Source organism: Curvibacter sp. EU05-FHT14A10, assembly GCF_058791075.1.
In genome coordinates this window covers 13,446-33,339 of sequence record NZ_JBYTDE010000023.1, presented here as the reverse complement: position 1 = coordinate 33,339, position 19,894 = coordinate 13,446, and the positions used below count along the sequence as shown (strand labels likewise).

The following is a 19,894-nucleotide window of genomic DNA, read 5'->3' as shown; positions in this document are numbered from 1 at the left end:
TCCGGTGACACAGATGGCGGTGGATTGACGGGTTGTTGCTCAGGTTCACAGGGGCAGGGCTTGATGCGATGATGGGCGCGATTGGCAGAACCGATGGTTTTGAGGGAGCAATCCGACAGGGAATTCGATCCGTGGTGTACTCCACGCGGTGCGAATCGGCCCGTCTGAGGTTCTGCCGACGCCGTTGATAACCCAAGATGCTCAAGTACCTGAAATCCCTGCTCCACGGCACCGCGGCCATCGCCCGCGCCGAACTGGCCCTGCTGCGCCGCTATCCGCGGGTTTGGCTGGCCATTCTGGCGGTGGGCGTGGTGCCTGCCCTGTACTCGCTGATCTACCTCACCAGCGTGTGGGACCCCAGTGGTCACACGGCCGAGTTGCCCGTGGGCATCGTCAACCACGACCTGGGCCTGCATTACCGCGGGCACGATGCCAATGTGGGCAGCCACCTGACCGATACCTTGCTGGACCGCAAGGCCTTTGGCTTTCGCATGTACGAATCGCTGGAAGATGCCCGCGAGGCCGTGCGCCGTGGCGACTTGGCCTTTGCGCTGCTGATCCCGCCCAATTTCAGTGCCAATGCGGTGCCGGGCACGGCCCGCGGGGCCGGCCAGATGGTGATCTACACCTCGGAGGGCAACAACTACAGCTCGGCCAACCTGGCGCGGCGCTTTGCCTCGGAGCTGGACCACCAGGTCAACGAGATGCTCAACGAGCAGCGCTGGTCCATGGTGCTGGACACGGCCTCGGCGTCCGAAGACCGCCTGACCCAGTTGCGCAACGCCCTGAGCCAGTTGCGCGAGGGGGCAGACACCCTGGCCAAGGGCAGCCACCAGTACCGTGACGCCGCCCACCAGGTGGGCGAGGGCTTCAAGGAAGTCAACGGCGGTATCCGAACCATCGAGTCTCACTGGCCGGCCAGCAACGATCTGCGCGCCCTCAAATCCGGTGCGCAGCAGTTGAGTGCCGGCCAGCGCGAGCTCGGCAGCGGGCTGGCCCAGATCGGCAACGGGCTGGAGCAACTGGAGGGCGGTGCCGGCCAGTTGTTCACTGGCGCCCGCAAGATGCAGACCGAAACCGAGGGCCTGTGGCTGGTGGGCGATCGCATCGCCGCCGGGGCCGGCCAATTGGCTGAAGGGGCCGACAAGCTGCAGCAAGGCTTGAAGCAGGCCCGAGCAGCGAACAAGCAGGCTGTGGCCGGCAACCGCCAATTGATCAGTGGCCAGACCCAGTTGGAGACCGGCGTGGGCCAGCTCACCGACGGAGTGCAGGCCTTGGGCGATGGCGTGCACAAGCTGGCCAGCAAGCTGCCTGCCGACCGCCAACTGGACGAGTTCACCGCAGGCGGCGTGCAACTGGCCGATGGCGCGGCCCGGCTGCTCACGGGCATCAAAACCATTGAAGCGGCCATCCCGTCCTCGCTGGCCAAGCTGGAGGGCAATGCCTCGGGTCTGGCCGAATCGGTGGCCCTGCGGGTGGAGGTGGCTGCGCCGGTGCCCAACAACGGCACGGCCTTCATCCCCAACATGGTGTCGGTGGCCTTGTGGATCGGCGCCGTGATGGCGGGGTACCTGTTCAACATGAGCCTGGTGCTGCGGGTGCATGGGCATGTGCCGCGCCTGGCCAAGACCCTGGGCAAGATGACCGTGCCGGTGCTGGTGGTGCTGGTGCAGGTGTTGCTGGTCGAGATCACGCTGCTGTTCGTGCTGTCGGTGCAGACGCCGCGGGTGGCCGCCCTGGGGCTGACCATGGTGCTGGCCTCGGTGGTGTTTCTGGCGGTGTTGTCGGCCATGGTGCATGTGTTTGGTGAATTCGGCCGGATCCTGACCGTGCTGCTGCTCACGCTGCAACTGTCGGCCGGCGGCGGGGTGTTGCCGGTTGAGTTGTCGGCGGGTTTCTTCCGGGCCGTGCATGCGTGGCTGCCCTTCAGTTGGGTGGTGCAGGCCTTCCGCACCGTGTTGTTCGGGGCGTTTGACAACCGCTGGGGCCATGCCTGTGGCATGGTGGCCCTGGCGGGGGTGGTGGCCACCGCGTTGATCGCGTTGTTTGGCCGCTGGGTGCATGTGGAGCCCGACCTTTATCAGCCAGCGGTCAAGGTCTGAGGACGGGTGGGGGCCTTCGGCGAAGGCCCTTGTGGACCAATGTGGCAGGTCCTGTCAGGCGCCCGCCTGACCGGGGCCGACCCGTGGCAGGCCGACATCGGCCTGCTTGTTCCTCCCGACCGCGCCTCCCGACCGAGAAAGGCACCCTATGAACATCACCTCCAATGGCATCCACATCGAAGTGGAAGACCAGGGCCCGCACGACGCGCCCGCCGTCTTGTTGATCATGGGCCTGGGCATGCAGCTGATTGCCTGGCCTCCGTACTTTGTACAACCCTTGCTGGACGCCGGCTACCGTGTGATCCGCTTTGACAACCGCGATGTCGGCCTGTCGCAGCATTTTGACGAGCTGGGCCCGCCCAACCTGCCCTGGGCGCTGGCACGGCTGCCCTTGGGCCTGCCGGTCAAGCCGCCTTACACCGTGCACGACATGGCGCTGGATGCCCTGGGCGTGCTCGATGCACTGGGCGTGCGCAAGGCGCATGTGGTGGGCGTCAGCATGGGCGGCATGATCGCCCAGCGCGTGGCCTTGGCCGCCCCTCAGCGCCTGCTCAGCCTGACCAGCATCATGAGCAGCAGCGGTGCGGCCGGTCTGCCCCAGGCGGCCCCCGAGGTGTTGGGCGCCCTGGTGAACCCGCCACCCGCCGATCCTGCCAAGGCCCTGGATCACTTCATCAAGCTTTACCAGCTGATCGGCAGCCCGGCCTTCCCGGCCGACGTGGCGCAGATGCGTGAGCGCATTCTGGCGGGCGTGCAGCGTGCCTTTCACCCGGTGGGCACGGCGCGGCAAATGTTGGCTGTGGTGTGCGACAGCGGCCGAGCCGAAGAGCTTCGGACCCTCCGCACGCCCACCCTGGTGCTGCATGGCAAGCAAGACCCGCTGGTGCCCTACGCCTGTGGTGAGGACACGCGCCGCCGCATCCGGGGCGCCCAGATGGTCGGCATCGAGGGCATGGGCCACGACCTGCCCCCGGGGGCCGTGGCCCTGCTGCTGGAAGCCTTGCTGCCGCATCTGAAAAGTCATTGAAGCGTTCGCTGAACCCTGTGCATTGCGACAGGTCATGAAAGGGGCTGAAGCCCACGGGCCACCGCCCTGAAGCGGCCCGTGGCCGCTTCTTTCATGCTGGGTGTGCGGTGGCTGCTCGCCACCAGGGGCAGACCGCACCGCACGGCCCTTTCATTGGACCTTTCTTTAAATCCGGTTGTCTGTCTTGAGCAGATGAGTGGCCGATCGGTTCGGGGGCCCCGCGGGGATGGCGGGCCGCTGTGAGGGGTCAGAGGGGCTTGCCCCTGTCTGCAACAGGCTTTTGGTCACTCGGATGAAGCATGTTGGGCTGTCGCACCGCTCTGCCGCAGTGGGGCGACAGCCTTTGAGTTCGGGGCGTCTCAGCAGACCACAAAGCGGTGTTCGATGGTCATATCAAGTACCACCCATCGACAGACCGTTCGCTGTGAGCGAGTTCGGGGAAACCCAGGCGAGCCTGAGTGCTTCGCTTCCTAAAGTGGCTCACTTCAGGGAAGCGAACCGAATGAAGACAACGACCCACTTCGTCCCCGAGCCGTGCGACGAAAGCCCCTCTGTCACGGCCACAACAGATTCAGTGTCTGGCGCTGATCTCTACGCACAGCACCTGCATCGATTCGAGGCCGCACAGCGTGCCTGCCGCGAGCGGGGCCACTGGAGCGCCTTTGTGGATCACCCCGAGCTTTACCCCGCGGCCGACGAGGCGCGGCGTTCCGGCTGGGCCTTGCACCAGGGCCAGTTGGGGCAGCGCTTCGAGTTGACCCAACCCGGCACCAACGCCTGGCTGGGCGAGGAGACCTCGCCCTACACCGGGCAGTCCCTCGCCATCACCTACCCGCAAGCTGATGCCGAGGCCCTGTTCAAGGCCGCCAAGGCCGCCATGCCGCGCTGGGCCCATGCCGAGGTCGACACCCGCGTGGGGGTGTTGATGGAGGTGGTCGATGTGCTCTACCGCCAGCATCTGTTCGAACTGGCCTATGCCGTGATGCACACCGCAGGGCAAAGCTTCAACATGGCGTTCACCGGCTCGGGTGTGAATGCACTGGACCGGGCCATCGAAGCCCTGGTCCATGCCCACCAGGCCTTGCAGGCCGTGCCATCGCGGGCCCGTTGGGCCCGCCCCTTCGGTGCCGGTGAGATCTGCCTTGAAAAAACCTACCGGCGGGTACCACGGGGCGTGGCCCTGTGCTTTGCCTGCGCCACCTTTCCCACCTGGAACGCCTGGCCTTCGATGATGGCCAGCCTGGCCACCGGCAACGCCGTGATCGTCAAGCCCCATCCGGGCTGCGTGCTGCCGATGGCGATCTCGGTGCGCGTGTTCCGTCGGGTGCTGCAGGCCGCCGGCTTCGATCCCAACCTGGTGACCCTGTGTCTCGACAGCGTGGAGCAACCGCAAGGCAAGTACCTGGTGCAGCATCCGGCGACGGCCATCGTCGATTTCACCGGCAGTGCCCGCTTCGGCCAGTGGGTGGAGCGGCACGCCGGGCAAGCCCTGGTGTTCACGGAAACCTCCGGCTGCAACACCGTGGTGTTGGCCGAAGCCGACGATCTGGACGCGGTGTTGCGCAGCCTGGCCACCAGCCTGTGCCTGTTCAGTGCGCAGATGTGCACCAGCCCGCAGAACATCTACCTGCCACGTGACGGTGTGCTCACGCCCCAGGGGCGCGTACCGGTCCAGACCGTGGGCGAGCGGCTGGTGCACTTCATCGATCAGATCGCCGGTGACCCGCGGCGCGCCGCCATGATGCTGGCCACCCTGCAGTCGGCGCAGACGCAGGGCCTGCTCGAAGAGCTCAGCCGGGAGGGGGCTCGTCGCGGTCAGGTGTTGCGGCAAGCCACGCCTTACGTTCACCCCGAGTTCCCGCAGGCCCGCACCGCATCGCCGCTGCTGATTTGCGTGAACCGCTCTGAGCGAGGCCTGTACGGCGAGGAGCGCTTCGGGCCCGTGGCCTTTCTGATCGTGTGCGAAGACGCCGAGGCGGCCCTGCAGCAGGCCTGTTCCGATGTCTCCGAGTTTGGCGGCCTCACGGCCTTTGTCTACGCGAAGGATCCGGGCTTCATTGCCCGGGCCGAAGAGGCTTATGCCCTGGCTGGCGCTCAGCTCACGATCAACCTCACCGGCCCGATGCCGCTCAACTTTGCTGCCGCCTACAGCGACTACCACGTGACGGGGCTCAACCCGGCCGGCAACGCCTGCCTGACCGACCTGGCCTTTGTGAGCGCGCGCTTTCGCATTGCCCAGGCTCGGCGACCTGCGTCTGCCCTGGCTTTGTCAGGAGATCCATCGTGAAGATCGGCATGAAGCCATTCTTGCGTGTGGCCTCGGCCGCCACCCTGGCCTTCAGTGCCGCAGCCCATGCCCAGGCCGAGGGAACCCTGTCCCTGGGCGGACAGATCAAAGTTGGCGTCCAGAGCTTGCACTACAGCGGCGGACAAGGGCCGGCCCAGCCGGGCCCCTTCTCGCAGCACAAAACAATCCTGAGCGACAACTCGTCCTGGTTCTATTTGCGCGGCGAGGAACCGCTGGACGCGCAGACCTCGGTGTTCTTTCACATGGAGCGAGGCTTTCTTCTCAGCAGTGGCGAGATGGGGACCGAGCTTTCGCCAGCGCGTTCCCATGCGGTGGGCTTCAAGAACTCGCAATGGGGCCGATTGCTGGTCGGACGTTGGTCTACCTACCATTCCGCCGACGCTGCGCTGAGCCACAACGGCATCTACGACGCCGGCCCCTATGCCAGCGGGACCCTGAACATGCTGGGTTCGATTGGTCGCAGTCTCTCCTATTTTGCGGGCGGCATCCTGTCGAATCTGGTGCGCTACGACTCGCCACGCTGGTCCCACATCGGCTTCAGTGCGACCTACGGCTTCGATGCTCCGAACCCCCAGCGCCCCAGGAACCACACGCTCAACTTCAACCCCACCTACAACGATGGGCAACTGGTGTTGTACTGGAACACGCTGTACCGTGCCCGCCAGCCGGGAGAGGGGGAATGGCAGCACCTGAGCCACGACCAACATGCCAACCGCCTTGGGGTGGCCTACCAGTTCGACAACGGGTTCAAGGTGGCTTGGTTGTGGGATCGCAACCGGGTGGCCGGCCCATCGATCCCCGAGCGCTCATTGAGTCGAGACGCCTGGGCGATACCGGTGATCTACCGCGAGGGCCCACATCTCTGGCATGTGACCTATGGTGAGGCCCGTCCCTACCAGGCGGATGGTCAGACCCGACCCGACACCGGTGCCCGCATGTTCACGGTGGGCTACGAGTACGCGCTGTCCAAGCGCAGTGCGCTGGCGCTGAGCTATTCCACCGTCAGCAACCAGGCCCATGCGGCCTACGACTTCTGGTACCCCACCAACACCCTGCCCCTGCCCTCCGGCATGGAGGGCTTTCGCTCGCAATCGATCTACGCGGGCATCAAGCACACCTTCTGAGCGCACCAGCAACCCCCATCGACCAAGGAGAACCCATGAACATGAATGACATTCCCGTCCTCCAGGGCGGCTTTGCCCCCATCGACCAGGAACACTCGGTGGAACTGACGGACATCGAAGGCGAGATCCCCAAGGACCTGTCGGGCATGCACGTGCGCAACGGCCCCAACCGCCGTTTTGAGGCCCCAGGCCGCTACCACTGGTTTGACGGTGACGGCATGCTGCATGCGGTGCGGTTCGAAGGCGGCAAGGCCCATTACATGAACCGTTGGGTGCAGACCGATGGCCTCCAGGAGGAACTGGCGGCAGGGCAGGCCCTGTGGCAGGGCATCAAGGACCCACCGCGCAAGGGCCGGCCCGACATGCCGATCAAGAACACCTCCAACACCGACGTGAAGTTCTACGCCGGCAAGCTGATCTCGATGTGGTACCTGGGCGGGGCGGTGTACCAGGTCAACCCCCAGGACTTGTCGACCGTGGGGCGCCTGGAGTTCGATCCACGTTTGAAAGGCGTGCCCATTTCAGCGCACTCCAAGGTGGATGAGACCACGGGCGAGTTCCTGTTCTTTGCCTATGGCAAAGAGGCCCCTTACATGCACTACGGGGTGATGGATCGGCATCACCAGTTGACCACCTTCATGCCCATCGAACTGCCCGGGCCGCGCCTGCCGCATGACATGGCGATCACGCCGAACTACACCATCCTGCACGACTTTCCGCTGTTCTATGACATGGACGCCTTTGCGGCAGGCCGGCACAAACTGAAGTTCCATCACCACCTGCCTTCTCGCTTTGCCGTCGTGCCCCGGCATGGCACACCTGAGCAGATCCGCTGGTTCGAGGCCAGCCCGACCTACATGTACCACGTCTCCAACGCCTGGGAAGAGGCCGACGGCCAGGGCGGCACCGAGATCGTCATGACGGGCACGCCCTTCCGTCTGCCCCGCGACGCCCATGGCGAGATCGATGTGGCGGGCTTCCCCAAGATGCTGGCGCACCTGGAGCACGATTTCATGTTCTACGAGTGGCGCTTCAACCTGCGCACTGGGCAGACCCGCGAACGCATCATTGACGACATCATCAACCAGGAGTTCCCGGTCATCAATTCGGCCATGCAGGGCCTCAAGACACGCTATTCCTGGAACGTGCTCATGGCCCGCCTGCGCCGACCCGAGGAGCCCCGCTTTGCCGGCTTGGTGCGCTATGACCTGGAGCGCAATGTCTGCACCACCTACCACGAGGGCACGGGCCGGTGGTTCAGCGAGGCACCGTTTGCACCCGCAGACAACCCGCAGGCCGAAGACGATGGCTACCTGGTGGGCTTCATGTGGGATGACGACCGACAGGCCTCGTTCGTGGTGGTCTTTGACGGCCGCGACATCAGCCAGGGCCCGGTCGCCCGCATCCGCCTGCCGCACCGCGTACCCCATGGCTTTCATGCCACCTGGGTCAGCGCTGAACGCCTGCGGCGCGGCTATTGATCAACCCCCATTTCAACAGGAGCGAACATGATCTTGGTCCAAGCTGAAAAGATCGCCAAGTGCGTCGAGCAGGGCTGGTGGGGCGACCAGACGCTGTGGGATCTTTTTGAAATACAGCGCCGCGAGCGGCCCGATGCCGAGGCCGTGGTCGATGCCTTCAACCGCAACGACTTCATGGATGGCGCACCGAGGCGCCTCAGCTGGGTGCAGCTGGGGCTGGAGGTTGACTGCTTCTGCCGTCTGCTGATCGATGAAGGTCTGCAGCGTGACGACGTGGTGCTGGTGCAGCTGCCCAATTGCGTCGAGCAGCATGTGGTCTACCTGGCCTGCGCCCGCCTGGGGCTGATCATCACCCCGGTGCCGGTGCAGTACCGCGAGCATGAGCTGTCGCAGATCATGCGCACCAGCGGTGCCCGCAGCGTGGTGACCTGCGCCCGCATCGGGCGGGGTGCCAGCGCCCATCGGGCCGCCGCTTTCTTTGATGAGTGGCTGCGGCTCGCGCATCCGGGCACCCGCCTTCTGGCCTGGGGGCCTGACCTGCCTGCCGGCCTCCGTGACATCGGGCCCGCCCTGGCGGTGCCACTCTCCCCGGGTGATCTGGCACGGGTTGAGCAGCGCGCGGCCGACGCGGGCGTGACCGCCAACGATGTGTTCAGCCTCTGCTGGACCTCGGGCACCGAGGCCGCGCCCAAAGCGGTGCCGCGCAGCCACAACGAGTGGCTGGGGCTGTTGCCCGGGGTGATCGAGGTGGCCGAGTTGCGGCCCCACATCCGCATCCTCAACCCCTTCCCCATGATCAACATGGCGGGCCTGGCCACCGCGTTCTGCACGGCGCTTCGGCTCGGGGCGACGATCGTGCAGCACCATCCGTTCAACCTGGAGGTGTTCCTGCAACAGATCCGGGACGAGGCCATCGATTACACCGTGGCACCACCCGCGGTACTCAACATGCTGCTGCAAAACGAGGCCTTGTTGAGCGGGATTGACTTCAAGCGCTTGCGGCGCATCGGGTCAGGGTCGGCCCCTTTGTCCGAGTGGATGGTCAGCACTTTTGCCGAGCGCTACGGCGTTCAGATCATCAACTACTTCGGATCCAACGAGGGCGCCTCGCTGGGCGGTGGCGCGCTCGACATGCCCGACCCGCGGCAGCGGGCCCTGTACTTCCCGCGCGCCGGTGCCGCTCGCCGCGGGGTGCTGACTCGCCTGGTCGATCTGGACACCGAGCGCGACATCACGGAGCCCGGCCAGGTCGGGGAGTTGCGCTACGACGGGCCCACCGTGTTCAGTGGCTACTTCAATGCGCCTGAGTTGACCGCCAAGGCCTTTGATGCACAGGGCTTTTACAAGTCTGGCGACCTGTTCGAGATCGCTGGGGACCAGGGGCAGTTCTACCGTTATGTGGGCCGCAGCAAAGACCTGGTGATCCGCGGCGGGGTCAACATCTCGTCTGAAGAGATCGAAGGGCTGCTGCAGGCCTGCCCGGGGGTCAAGGAGGTGGCTGTCATCGGTGTGCCCTGTGAGACCCTGGGAGAGCGGGTCTGTGCCTGTGTGGCACCCGCGTCGGGGCAGGTCATCACGCTGGAGGTGCTGACCGACTACCTGCGCTCGCAACGCATCGCGGTCTACAAGCTCCCTGAGCATCTGATGCTGATGCCCGAACTGCCCCGCAACCCGGTGGGTAAGTTGCTCAAGCGCGAGTTGCGCCAGCGCTTTGCGACCTGAGGCCACCGCCATGGCACAGACACCTGGGGCCCGCCTGCCTTCCCGTCGCCAGTCCTTGGGCTGGCTCTCGGCCCTTCCGGGTCTGGGCCTGCCTGCATGGGCGCAACCGCCATCGAGCGCGGCCCCATCTGCGACAGATCCGCGATTGTTGCGGGTCGTGGTGCCGTTTCCGGCGGGCAACCTCATTGACACGGCATTGCGCCAGGTGGCCGAGGTCTTTCGGGAGTCGGGTGGCGACAGGCTGTTGATCGACAACCGGCCGGGTGGGCTGGGGGGCATTGCGGCCCAGCATGTGGCCCAGGCCGCAGCGGATGGCGGCACCTTGCTGCTGTCAACGCCGGGCATCTTGAGCATCAATCCGCACACGGTGCGCAAGTTGCCCTACGACAGTGAAAAGAGCTTTCGCTCTGTCACGACGCTGCTGTCGAGTTCTCTGGTGCTTGCGGTCTCGTCGCGGGTGCCGGCCCGGCAGCTGACCGAGTTCGCAAGCTGGGCACGGGCTCACCCGCGCGACGCAACCTACGCCTCTTTCACGGCGGGCAATACCTCGCACTTCGCCGGCGTGATCCTGAATCAGCGGCTGGGCCTGACCCTGGTCCACGTGCCCTACAACGGCACGCCTCAGGCGGTCCAGAACCTGGTCGGAGGGCAAGTCGACGCGGCCTTTCTGCCCTTGCTGGCGGTGCTGCCCCATCTGGCTTCGGGGCGACTGCGGGTGCTGGCGGTGACGCGGCCCGACCGGTCGCCTCTGCTGCCTGAGGTGCCGACCTTCAGAGAGTTGGGCTACCCCGAACTCGAGATCGGCATCTGGGCCGCCATCTCGGCGCCAGCGGCCACACCCGACGCCATGATCGATCAACTCAATGCCCGCTTCGTTGGCGCACTGCGCTCGCCCCAACTCCGAGAACGGTGGGCCTCGCTTGATCTCACGCCCCTGCCCAGCACCCCTGAGGACATGAGCCGCTTTCTGCGAGCGGAGTCCTCGCGCTGGAAAGCCGCGGTGCAGGCCTCTGGTTTCACCCATGAACCGTGATGGTGTGAGCCGTCACGGCGCATGACCCCCTCAACCCTTTGTTTTGAAAGCCGCTGTGAAACCTGTCTTGTTGCTGATTCCGGGCATGCTGAACACCCCCGACATCTGGGCCGATGTCCTGCCTTGGCTGCCCCCCGACCTGGACCTGCGTCTTGCCGAGGTGGCCAGCCAGGCTAGCCTGGCCCAGATGGCAGAACAGGCCTGGTCGTTGCTGCATGACCTGCACCCCGATCAGCCCCTGGTGGTCTGCGGCTACTCGATGGGGGCCTGGGTCGCCTACGAGATGCTGCAGCAGCGCCCTGGGCGGGTGTTCGGTCTGGTTCTGTTGGGGGCCTCGGCCCAAGCGGACACGCCCGAGTTGCTGCAGGCCCGCGAGAAGGCGGTGGCGGCCATCGCGCGCGACTTCGACAAGGTGGTGGCCGGCCTCAGCCGCTATGCCAGCCACCCGCGCTTTCATGGGCAGGAAGCCTGGATGGCGCGCGCACGCGAGCAACTGCGCGCCATTGGACCTGAGGCCGCGGCGCGGCAGCACCGTCTGCTGATGCGACGCAGCGATGCGAGCGCCGTTTTGCGCGGGCTGCGCATGCCCGTTCAGGTGGTGTGCGGCGACGCCGATCAGGTCACGCCCCCCGGCTTGTCGCGTGAATTGGCCGCCTTGATTCCGGGTGCCGAGTTGTCTTGGTTGCCGGAGGTGGGGCACCTGAGCCCGTATGAAGCGCCCCAGGGCGTGGCGGCTGCCGTGCAGGCTTTGCTGTTGCGGGTACGGCAGTTTGATCCCACCCAGGCGCAGCTGGCCGCCGGAACGGAGGCGCTGTGATGACCCGATGGCCTTCGGCGTGGCGGCTGCCCGTGGTGGTGGCCCCGATGTTTCTGGTGTCCGGCCCCGAGATGGTGCTGGCAGCCTGCCGCAGCGGTGTGGTGGGGGCCTTCCCCACCCCCAATGCGCGCCCCATTGCCCAGTTGGGCGAGTGGATGCAGCAGATCACCGAGGGGCTGGCGCGGGCGCGCGATGAGCCGCAACCGCATCCCCTGGGCCCTTGGTGCGCCAACCTGGTGACCCATTCATCGAACAGCCGACTGACGCAGGACCTGGAGCTGGTCGCCCGTTTCAAGCCACCGCTGGTGGTCACGGCCCTGGGCAGCCCCGCGCCGGCCATGGCCGTGGTCAAGCGATATGGTGGCTTGGTACTGGCCGATGTGGTCAACCTGCAACTGGCCCGCAAGGCGGTGGCTGCGGGCGCGGATGGCCTGGCTTGCATCTGCAGCGGGGCGGGGGGGCACACAGGCTTCCTGAACCCGTTTGCCTTTGTCAGTGCGGTGCGCGAGTTTTTTGACGGCTTGCTGGTGGTGGGTGGGGCCATCAGCGACGGCCGGGGTGTGGCGGGCGCCCTGGCGGCGGGTGCCGACGCGGTGTACATGGGAACCCGCTTCATCGCTGTCCGTGAAAGCCTGGCCGCCCCCGACTACAAGCGGATGCTGGTCGATGCCCAGCTTGACGACCTTCTCGTCAGTGACGCGATCACCGGCACCCCTGCCAGCTGGCTCAAGCCCTCCTTGCGGGCGCAAGGCCTGGACCCCGATCGCTTGCCGCCGGCCCCCGAGCGTCATTACGACAGCCAAGACAGCGGCAGCCGCCGATGGCGCGATGTCTGGGCCGCCGGCCAGGGTGTGGGGAGCATCCGGGCCATCCAGCCGCTGTCCGAGGTGGTGGACCAGATCGAGCACGAATACCGACAAGCCTGCGAGCGCTTTCTTCAACGACAGCCAAGGAGTCCGTCATGACCGAAGCCATCTACATCCTCGGCGGCTATCAAACCGACTTTGCGCGAACCTGGTCGCGCCAGGGGCAGGATCTTTCTGACATGGTGCGTGAAGGCACGCTGGGTGCGCTGCAGAGCAGTGGCGTGGCGGCCGAGCACATCGGCAGCATCCATGTGGGCAACGCCTTTGCCGAACTGCAGCGGCAACAAGGGCACCTGGGTGCCATGGTGGCCCAGGTGGTGCCCGAGCTCTGGGGGGTGCCTGCGATGCGCCATGAGGGCGCCTGTGCCTCGTCCTCTTTGGCGGTGCTGGCCGCGATGGCCGAGATCGAGGCCGGCCGCTATGACTGCGTGCTGGTGCTGGGCGTCGAGGAACTCAAGAACCTGCCCGGTGACCAGGCTTCGCGCAACCAGAATGCGGCCTCCTGGCAAGGGCGGGAGGACATCGAGTGTCGCTTCATGTGGCCGGCGGCCTTTGGCCTGGTGGCCCAGACCTACGCCCAGCGCTACGGGCTGGATCGCCAGTACCTGAACCGCATTGCCGAGTTGAATTACGGGCATGCGCGTCTCAATCCGCTGGCCCAGACCCGGCGTTGGCAGTTTGATCCGCTGAGCTTCACCGATGACGATCAGGCCAACCCGGTGATCGAGCCCGGCAGCCGGCGCCAGGACTGTGCCCAGATCACCGACGGCGCTTGCGCGCTGGTGCTGGCCTCAGGGCGCTTCCTGAAGGCGCAGGGCCGCTCTTGTGCGGGCCTGGCCCGCATCAGTGGCTGGGGCCACCGCAATGCCGGGCTGCGCCTGCGCGACAAGCTTGAGCGCAGCCAGGGCCAGCCCTATGTGTTCGGGCATGTCCGGCAAACCGTCGAAGACGCCTGGCGCCGCGCCGGCATCGAAGGCATCGACGCCGTGCATGGGGTGGAGACGCACGACTGCTTCACCAGCACCGAGTACATGGCCATCGATCACCTGGGCCTCACACCGCCGGGCCAGAGCTGGCAGGCGATTGCGGACGGCAGCATCGAGCGCGGCGGACGCTGCCCTGTCAACCTCAGCGGGGGCCTGATTGGCGCGGGCCACCCGGTGGGGGCCACCGGCGCACGCATGCTGCTGGACGCGGCGCGCCAGGTCACCGGCCTGGCCGGGGCCTGTCAGATCGAGGGCGCCTGGCGCCTGCAGACACTCAACATTGGCGGGTCGCTGGGCACGGTGGTGAGCTTTGTGGTGGAGGTGGACTGACATGGCTGCAGTTGAACCCTTTGACAACGCCCGGGCTGCGGGGGCCGGCGCCATCAACGCAGAGCACTGGAAGGTGCTGAGCCTTTCCACGCTGGGGGGCGCGTTGGAGTTCTATGAGTTTGTGGTCTTTCTGCACATGAGCCCCGTGATCAGCAAGCTGTTCTCGGCCTCGGATGTCGCGCCCTGGCTGGCCCAGCTGCAGGTGCTGGGCATCTACGCGGTGGGCTACCTGGTGCGGCCCCTGGGCGGAACCGTGCTGGCCGCTCTGGGGGACCGCATCGGCCGCAAGCGCCTGTTCGGCATCACCTTGCTGCTGATGGCCCTGGGCACCTTGGGCATCGGGGTGTTGCCCACCTACGCCCAGATCGGTGCCGCCGCGCCCATCCTCCTGCTGCTTTGCCGCACCGGCCAGGGCCTGGCCATGGGCGGTGAATTCCCGGCGGCCGCCTCGTATGTGATGGAGACGGTGCCGGAGAACCGCATCACTTTTGCCATCGGCCTGTTGACCGTCGGCTTCGGCCTGGGGTCGTTGCTGGCGGTGGGCATGATCCTGCTGCTGTCCAGCCAACTGCCGCAGGCCGACTACCTGGCCTGGGGTTGGCGCCTGCCCTTTTTGGCGGGTGGGCTGTTTGGCCTGCTCTCGGTCTACTTGCGGCGCAGTGTCAAAGAGTCGCCGGTGTTCTTGCAGATGGCCCAGGCTGCGCAGTCGGCACAGCGGCTGCCGTTCTCGGCGCTGTTCACGCGTTATCGCCGCGAGTTGCTGGTGGCCACCGGGCTGGCGCTGGTCTCGGGAGGGCTGATCCAGACCGTGCAGCTGTACCCGGTGGCGTACTTCCAGGTCGAGATGCAGTGGCCTCGGGCCTTGATGAGTTCCGCCCAGATGGGGCTGACAGCCAGCGCCATGGTGGTCACGCTGCTGACCACCGCGGCCGCCGACCGTTTTGGCAGCGCGCGCGTCATCACCGTCTTCGCCGTGCTCAACATCGTGGGCATCGCCGGGTTCTATGCCCTGGTCACACCGTCGACGGTGTTCTGGGGCTGGTCTGCCATTGGGGCACTCAATGCCGGCTTGATTCCGGTGGTCCTGGCCCCCATGGCCAGGGTGTTTCCGGCGCCCTTGCGCATCACCGGAATTGCCTCAAGCTACAACCTGGCCCAGGCCATCGCGGGCGGGGCGCTGCCGGTCTTGATGGGCAGCCTGTCGCACCACTGGCCCAGCGCGATGTGGGGCGTGCCTGCCGTGCTGTGCCTCGCCGCCATCGTCTGCGCGCCCATGGCGCAAGCGTTGCAAAAGCCGGTGACCCCTGCATGAGGTGCTGAGCGATGCGGCTTCGCCAGTGGCGTAGCGGTGCCCCTGCTGCTGCTGCTGCTGCTGCTGCCCGGGGCCCAGGTGCCCCGGCGCGCGGTTCATGCCTTTGTCTCCAGGGCCTGGTGCGGAGTGTGTGCGGTGAGCGGTCGTGTTTTGGTGATGAGTGGCGTTTCCAATCGCAAGTTGATGCTGCAGATGTGGCCTGGTGCACCGGCCGCTCGGGTGTGGGCCTGAGCCGCCTTAAATTGCCCGGGTTCAGCCTGTTTCGTGTTGGCGCTGACCTTGGCAAGGCCCCGATGGCACGCCACGCCGACAACCCAGATTCCGGACCGGGTGCGACCTCGGCCCCACCCCCACCGCACCGTGGTATTCGCTCATGAAGCCTTTGTTAGCCCTGCTGCTGCGTGGCCATGCCACGCGCAAGCACCGTTTGATGACCCTGCTGGGTCTGCTGGTGGCGCTGGAGTTTTTTGAGAACGTGATGTTTGTGTTCTCGTCCGCCCACGTGATGGGGGGCTTGGCGGCGGCGCCGGCCGAGTTCGTCGGGGCGCAGGCCGCGTATGCCATTGGCAGTCTGCTGGCCATCGTGCTGCAGCAGCGCCTGGTGCAGCACTGGGGCTATCGGCGCGTGCTGACCGTGTCCTTGGGCCTGTTTGCCTTGGGTTTGCTGGGGTGCTCGACCAGTGGCAGCTTGCAGCAGTTGGCGCTGGCTCGGGCCGTGCAGGGGCTGGGTGGCGGGGCGTTCTTCACTGCGGCCCGGGTCTTGGTGCTGCTGTTGTTTGCGCCGGTGGACCGGCCTCAGGCCATGCGGCGCTTCATGGTGCTGATGCTGTCGGCCAGTGCCCTGGCCCCTGGGTGCGCTGCCAGCCTGATCGAACGCTGGGGCTGGGCCTCGGTGTTTGTGGCGGTGGTGCCGGCGGTGTTGGGGGTGGCCCTGGGCCTGTGGCGTTGGTTGCCCGATCCGGTGGGTCGCCAGCATGAAGGGCTGCCCGGCGACCAGGCCTCGTGGCGGAGCATGGCGGGGCCCTTGCTGTGCTTTGCCTTGGCGGCCCTGTGTCTGCAGTGGGGCTTTTCGGAGGCCCGGCTCGATGTGCTGGCCCACCCGCTGCGCTTGATCTTGCTGGGCCTGACCGGCGCAGGCTTGTTGCTTGGGTTTTTGTGGCATCAATGGCGGCACCCCACGCCTTTGCTGCACCTGCGCCAGCTCAACAGCCCGGTGTACCTGGTGGGGCTGGGCCTGTACTTTGTGCATTATTTTCTGTCCAACTTTGCGGCCTATCTGTTCCCGATTTATGCCGAGCGGGGCCTGGGTCTGCCCTTGCGCACCACGGGGGCCCTCAACAGCCTGGCCGGGGTGACCAGCCTGGTGGTGGCCTGGGCCTACATCTGCTGGGCGGGCCGGCTGCCGCACAAAAGACCGCTGATGCTGGCGGGCCTGCTGGCGCTCGCCTTGTGCGCCTGGGGCCTGGCCGGCCAGCCGGCCGGGGCGCCTGTGGGCGCTTTGCTGCCCGCCTTGTTGTTGAAGGGCGTTTTCGGGGTGTTGCTGGTCTTGCCTGTGGCGGGGTTGACCTTCCGGGAGCTGGGCGACAAAGGCTTTGCCCATGGCTACCAGGGCAAGAACCTGATGCGCCAGATGGCCAGTTCAGGGGCCAGCGCCGTGGCCGCCGTGATGCTGCAGAACCGCCAGTTTGCGCTGCACGATGAGCTGTTGGTCGGGCTGAGCCCGGAGCGTCCCGGCGTGAGCGCGTGGTTGTCCGGCATGACCGGCGCCTTGCAAGCCCGTGGCTTCAGCCCCGAACAGGCCCACCTGGGGGCCTTGGCCCAGTTGTCGGCCTTGCTCGACAACCAGGCCCTGCTGCTGGCCTGCGAAGACCTGTACCGGCTGTTGGCCGCCATGGCCTTGGTGGCGGCCCTGCTGGTGGCCTGGCAACGGCGCTTGCAGTGACCGGCAAGCCAGCGCGCTGCGTGGGTCAGCCCCTGAAGCGCTTGCGCGTCAGCGCCAGGGCCAGCCAGAAGGCGGCCACGGTGTAGCCGAGCAGCACGGCGCCGTGGCGCAGCGCGTGTTCGGGCCAGCGGTCCATGAACAAGGGGCGCACCAGCTCCACCGCATTGGTCAGCGGTAGCCAGTCGGAGGCCAGGCGCACCAGCTCGGGCAGTTGCTCGCGCGGAAAGAAGATGCCCGACAGAAACATCATCGGCGTCAGCACCAGGGTGAAGTAGTAGGTGAAGAAGTCGTAGCCTTTGGCCAGGGCGTTGAAGATCAGCGCGATGCTCGAGAACATGGCCCCCACGCCCAGCAGCACGCCCCAGGCCAGCAGCAGCTTGGGGCTGTGGCTGATGCCCAGGGCCAGCATCACGCCCATGATGGCCGTGACGGTGAACAAGGCCTTGAAGGCGGCCCACAGCATCTCGGCCAGCACCACGTCATCGAGGCCCACGGGGGCGTTCATGATGCCGTCCCAGGTCTTTTGCACGTGCATGCGCGAAAACGCCGAGTACAGGGCCTCGAACGAGGCGGCGTTCATGGCGCTCATGCAGATCGAGCCGCTGGCCAGGAACAGGATGTAAGGCACCTGGGTGTCGCCGTCGGGGGCGTGCACCGTGATCTGCCCCACCAGCGCCCCCATGCCGTAGCCGAAGGCCACCAGCCACATCAGCGGCTCGGCAATGTTGCCCACCAGGCTGGGGATGGCGAGCTTGCGCCACACCAGCAGGTTGCGCAGGAACACCGGCCACCAGCGGGTGGACAGGCTGGGTGCCCGCCACACCGAAGGCGGGGGTGGGTGGCTGGGGGAGGCTGGATCGGCGGTGGGGCGGGTCATGGTCGGTGGGGGCGTCATCAGGTTCTGGGGGGCGAATGGCGGCGTGAAAGCGCTCGAAGCGGCGTTCAGCCGTCCTGCCGGATCTGCCGGCCGGTGAGCTTGAGGAACAGGTCTTCCAGGTTGGCCGGGCGATGCAGGGTACGCAGGGCGGGCTCGGTGGCCAGGGCGGCCAGCAGGGGCTGGGCCTGGTGGGTGTAGAAAAACACCGTCTCGCCGCTGACCTCGGTGCGGCTGGCCAATGCGGCCAGCGGGCCCTGGGCCACCGCGGTGGCGCCGGCGCCATACACCTCGACCACCTCGGGTTCCAGGTGCTCGGCGATCAACTGGCGTGGCGCGCCTTCGGCGATCTTGCGGCCATGGTCCAGCACCAGCAGGCGGTGGCACAGGCGCTCGGCTTCGTCCATGAAGTGGGTGGTCAGCAGGATCGACTTGCCCTGTTGCATCAGGCGCTGCAGGCGCTCCCACATCAGGTGGCGGGCCTGCGGGTCGAGCCCGGTGGTGGGTTCGTCCAGGATCAGCAGGCGCGGGTTGTTGACCAGGGCGCGGGCCAGGCTCAGGCGCCGCTTCATGCCGCCCGACAGCTCGCCGGGCTTGGCATCGGCCTTGTGGGCCAGGGCGGCGAACTCGAGCAGTTGCGGCCCGCGCTCCAGCATCGTGCGCCGCGGGATGCCAAAGTAGCGCCCATAGACGATCAGGTTCTCCAGGCAGCTGAAATCGGGGTCCAGGGTGTCGAACTGGGTCACCACGCCGAGCTGGGCCTTGATGGCCAGGGCCTGCGCCGGCATGGCCAGACCGAAGGCGCGGATGCCCCCGGCCTCGGGCGTGGCCTGGCCCAGGCACATGCGGATGGTGGTGGTCTTGCCGGCGCCGTTGGGCCCGATCACGCCCAGGCACTCGCCGGGCGCAATGGCAAAGGACAACTGGTCGACCACCGTGGTGTCGCCATAGCGTTTTTGAAGGCCTTGGGCCTCGAACAGGGGCTCTTGCATGGGGGCATTGTGGCCCAGGCAGGGCGCAATGGCGTGTCTGCGCCGTGACCCGTCCCCGGGGCTGAATAAAATGGCAGGTTACGTTCCATCAACTTCCAGGGGCCCCCTTGTCCGACCGTCTCGCGGTGCTGCCGCAGTACCTGATTCCCAAGCTGGCCCTGACCCGGTTTGCCGGCTTTGTCGCCCGCGCCCGGGCTGGCGCCCTGACGCACTGGATCATCCGTCGCTTTGTGGCCCGCTACGGCGTGGACTTGTCCGAGGCTCAGCAGAGCCAGGCCAGCGATTACACCAGCTTCAATGAGTTCTTCACCCGGCCCTTGCGCGAGGGGGCTCGCCCCCAGGCCGATGCGGCCTACGTGTGCCCGGTCGATGGCGCCATCAGCCAGTTCGGGCGCATCGAGCGTGACCAGATCTTCCAGGCCAAGGGGCATTCCTACAGCACCCAGACCCTGGTGGGTGGCAATGCCGCGCTGGCGCGCCATTTCGACGACGGCGAGTTCGCCACGCTCTACCTGAGCCCGCGCGACTACCACCGCATCCACATGCCCTGCACCGGGCGGCTGCTGCGCATGATCCACGTGCCCGGCGATCTGTTCTCGGTCAATCCCACCACGGCCCGTGGCGTGCCCGGCCTGTTCGCCCGCAACGAGCGCGTGGTTTGCGTGTTCGAGGACGAGGCCCGCCGCCCCTTCGTGCTCACCCTGGTGGGCGCCACCATCGTGGGCAGCATGGCCACGGTGTGGCACGGCGTGGTCAACCCGCCGCGCCCGGGCACGGTGCGCGAGTGGCGTTACGACACGCAAGAGGTGGTGATCGCCAAGGGCGCTGAGATGGGCCGCTTCCTGCTGGGCTCCACCGTGGTGATGTTGTTCCCCAAGAACACGCTGTCGTTCAACCCCGATTGGGCCCCGGCCCGCGCCATCCGCATGGGTGAGGCCATGGGCCAAAGCGCGCCCCAACCCGATTGACGCCCCCCTG

General features: G+C 66.6%; 15 protein-coding genes. 13 read left to right on the top strand and 2 right to left on the bottom strand.

The window, feature by feature from the left end:
• Positions 1-197 precede the first annotated feature (197 nt).
• The 12 genes from AC3WUT_RS27255 (at position 198) to AC3WUT_RS27200 (ending at position 17,050) form a co-directional block, all read left to right on the top strand.
• Positions 198-2,102: a YhgE/Pip family protein gene (locus AC3WUT_RS27255; protein WP_492350197.1), complete on the top strand. Its 1,905-nt coding sequence runs from the start codon at positions 198-200 to the stop codon at positions 2,100-2,102.
• A gap of 148 nt (positions 2,103-2,250) precedes the next feature.
• On the top strand, positions 2,251-3,129 hold the full coding sequence (locus AC3WUT_RS27250; RefSeq protein WP_492350196.1) for an alpha/beta fold hydrolase: 879 nt from the start codon (positions 2,251-2,253) through the stop codon (positions 3,127-3,129).
• 574 nt (positions 3,130-3,703) lie between these two features.
• Entirely contained in the window at positions 3,704-5,416 is a 1,713-nt protein-coding gene (locus AC3WUT_RS27245) for an aldehyde dehydrogenase family protein (protein ID WP_492350195.1), read from the top strand.
• A gap of 8 nt (positions 5,417-5,424) precedes the next feature.
• Positions 5,425-6,561: a porin gene (locus AC3WUT_RS27240; RefSeq protein ID WP_492350194.1), complete on the top strand. Its 1,137-nt coding sequence runs from the start codon at positions 5,425-5,427 to the stop codon at positions 6,559-6,561.
• A gap of 41 nt (positions 6,562-6,602) precedes the next feature.
• Entirely contained in the window at positions 6,603-8,042 is a 1,440-nt protein-coding gene (locus AC3WUT_RS27235; RefSeq protein WP_492350193.1) for a carotenoid oxygenase family protein, read from the top strand.
• Positions 8,043-8,069: 27 nt separating this feature from the next.
• Complete coding sequence (locus AC3WUT_RS27230) at positions 8,070-9,764, top strand: class I adenylate-forming enzyme family protein (RefSeq protein ID WP_492350192.1); 1,695 nt, start codon at positions 8,070-8,072, stop codon at positions 9,762-9,764.
• A gap of 10 nt (positions 9,765-9,774) precedes the next feature.
• Positions 9,775-10,797 carry a Bug family tripartite tricarboxylate transporter substrate binding protein gene (locus AC3WUT_RS27225; RefSeq protein WP_492350191.1) on the top strand — a complete coding sequence of 341 codons (1,023 nt, stop codon included), beginning with the start codon at positions 9,775-9,777 and terminating at the stop codon, positions 10,795-10,797.
• 55 nt (positions 10,798-10,852) lie between these two features.
• On the top strand, positions 10,853-11,614 hold the full coding sequence (locus AC3WUT_RS27220; RefSeq protein WP_492350190.1) for an alpha/beta fold hydrolase: 762 nt from the start codon (positions 10,853-10,855) through the stop codon (positions 11,612-11,614).
• A complete protein-coding gene (locus tag AC3WUT_RS27215; protein WP_492350189.1) occupies positions 11,614-12,579 on the top strand; it encodes an NAD(P)H-dependent flavin oxidoreductase in 966 nt (321 codons plus the stop codon). Before AC3WUT_RS27220 ends, AC3WUT_RS27215 begins: the two co-directional genes overlap by 1 nt.
• Complete coding sequence (locus tag AC3WUT_RS27210) at positions 12,576-13,796, top strand: acetyl-CoA acetyltransferase (RefSeq protein WP_492350188.1); 1,221 nt, start codon at positions 12,576-12,578, stop codon at positions 13,794-13,796. Before AC3WUT_RS27215 ends, AC3WUT_RS27210 begins: the two co-directional genes overlap by 4 nt.
• Position 13,797: 1 nt before the next feature.
• Positions 13,798-15,108, top strand: a complete 1,311-nt coding sequence (locus tag AC3WUT_RS27205; protein ID WP_492350187.1) for an MFS transporter — start codon at positions 13,798-13,800, stop codon at positions 15,106-15,108.
• Between the two features lie 373 nt (positions 15,109-15,481).
• Positions 15,482-17,050: an MFS transporter gene (locus tag AC3WUT_RS27200; protein ID WP_492350186.1), complete on the top strand. Its 1,569-nt coding sequence runs from the start codon at positions 15,482-15,484 to the stop codon at positions 17,048-17,050.
• Positions 17,051-17,075: 25 nt separating this feature from the next.
• On the opposite strand, the gene AC3WUT_RS27195 is transcribed toward AC3WUT_RS27200, so the two are convergent.
• The gene (locus AC3WUT_RS27195; protein WP_492350185.1) at positions 17,076-17,927 is read right to left on the bottom strand and encodes an ABC transporter permease; all 852 of its coding nucleotides are present in this window, start codon (positions 17,925-17,927) and stop codon (positions 17,076-17,078) included.
• A gap of 65 nt (positions 17,928-17,992) precedes the next feature.
• Positions 17,993-18,916 carry an ATP-binding cassette domain-containing protein gene (locus tag AC3WUT_RS27190; protein WP_492350184.1) on the bottom strand — a complete coding sequence of 308 codons (924 nt, stop codon included), beginning with the start codon at positions 18,914-18,916 and terminating at the stop codon, positions 17,993-17,995.
• 107 nt (positions 18,917-19,023) lie between these two features.
• Between AC3WUT_RS27190 and asd the strand changes: the two genes are divergently transcribed.
• Positions 19,024-19,884, top strand: coding sequence for an archaetidylserine decarboxylase (gene asd / locus AC3WUT_RS27185; protein WP_492350183.1), 861 nt, complete (start codon positions 19,024-19,026; stop codon positions 19,882-19,884).
• The last annotated feature ends 10 nt before the right edge of the window (positions 19,885-19,894 follow it).

What these genes read in the sequence shown, in the direction of transcription:
- AC3WUT_RS27255 (WP_492350197.1), top strand. Translation starts at nt 198, where the DNA reads ATGCTCAAGTACCTGAAATCCCTGCTCCACGGCACCGCGGCCATCGCC.
- AC3WUT_RS27250 (WP_492350196.1), top strand. Translation starts at nt 2,251, where the DNA reads ATGAACATCACCTCCAATGGCATCCACATCGAAGTGGAAGACCAGGGC.
- AC3WUT_RS27240 (WP_492350194.1), top strand. Translation starts at nt 5,425, where the DNA reads ATGAAGCCATTCTTGCGTGTGGCCTCGGCCGCCACCCTGGCCTTCAGT.
- AC3WUT_RS27235 (WP_492350193.1), top strand. Translation starts at nt 6,603, where the DNA reads ATGAATGACATTCCCGTCCTCCAGGGCGGCTTTGCCCCCATCGACCAG.
- AC3WUT_RS27230 (WP_492350192.1), top strand. Translation starts at nt 8,070, where the DNA reads ATGATCTTGGTCCAAGCTGAAAAGATCGCCAAGTGCGTCGAGCAGGGC.
- AC3WUT_RS27225 (WP_492350191.1), top strand. Translation starts at nt 9,775, where the DNA reads ATGGCACAGACACCTGGGGCCCGCCTGCCTTCCCGTCGCCAGTCCTTG.
- AC3WUT_RS27215 (WP_492350189.1), top strand. Translation starts at nt 11,614, where the DNA reads ATGACCCGATGGCCTTCGGCGTGGCGGCTGCCCGTGGTGGTGGCCCCG.
- AC3WUT_RS27210 (WP_492350188.1), top strand. Translation starts at nt 12,576, where the DNA reads ATGACCGAAGCCATCTACATCCTCGGCGGCTATCAAACCGACTTTGCG.
- AC3WUT_RS27205 (WP_492350187.1), top strand. Translation starts at nt 13,798, where the DNA reads ATGGCTGCAGTTGAACCCTTTGACAACGCCCGGGCTGCGGGGGCCGGC.
- AC3WUT_RS27200 (WP_492350186.1), top strand. Translation starts at nt 15,482, where the DNA reads ATGAAGCCTTTGTTAGCCCTGCTGCTGCGTGGCCATGCCACGCGCAAG.
- AC3WUT_RS27195 (WP_492350185.1), bottom strand. Translation starts at nt 17,927, where the DNA reads ATGACCCGCCCCACCGCCGATCCAGCCTCCCCCAGCCACCCACCCCCG.
- AC3WUT_RS27190 (WP_492350184.1), bottom strand. Translation starts at nt 18,916, where the DNA reads ATGCAAGAGCCCCTGTTCGAGGCCCAAGGCCTTCAAAAACGCTATGGC.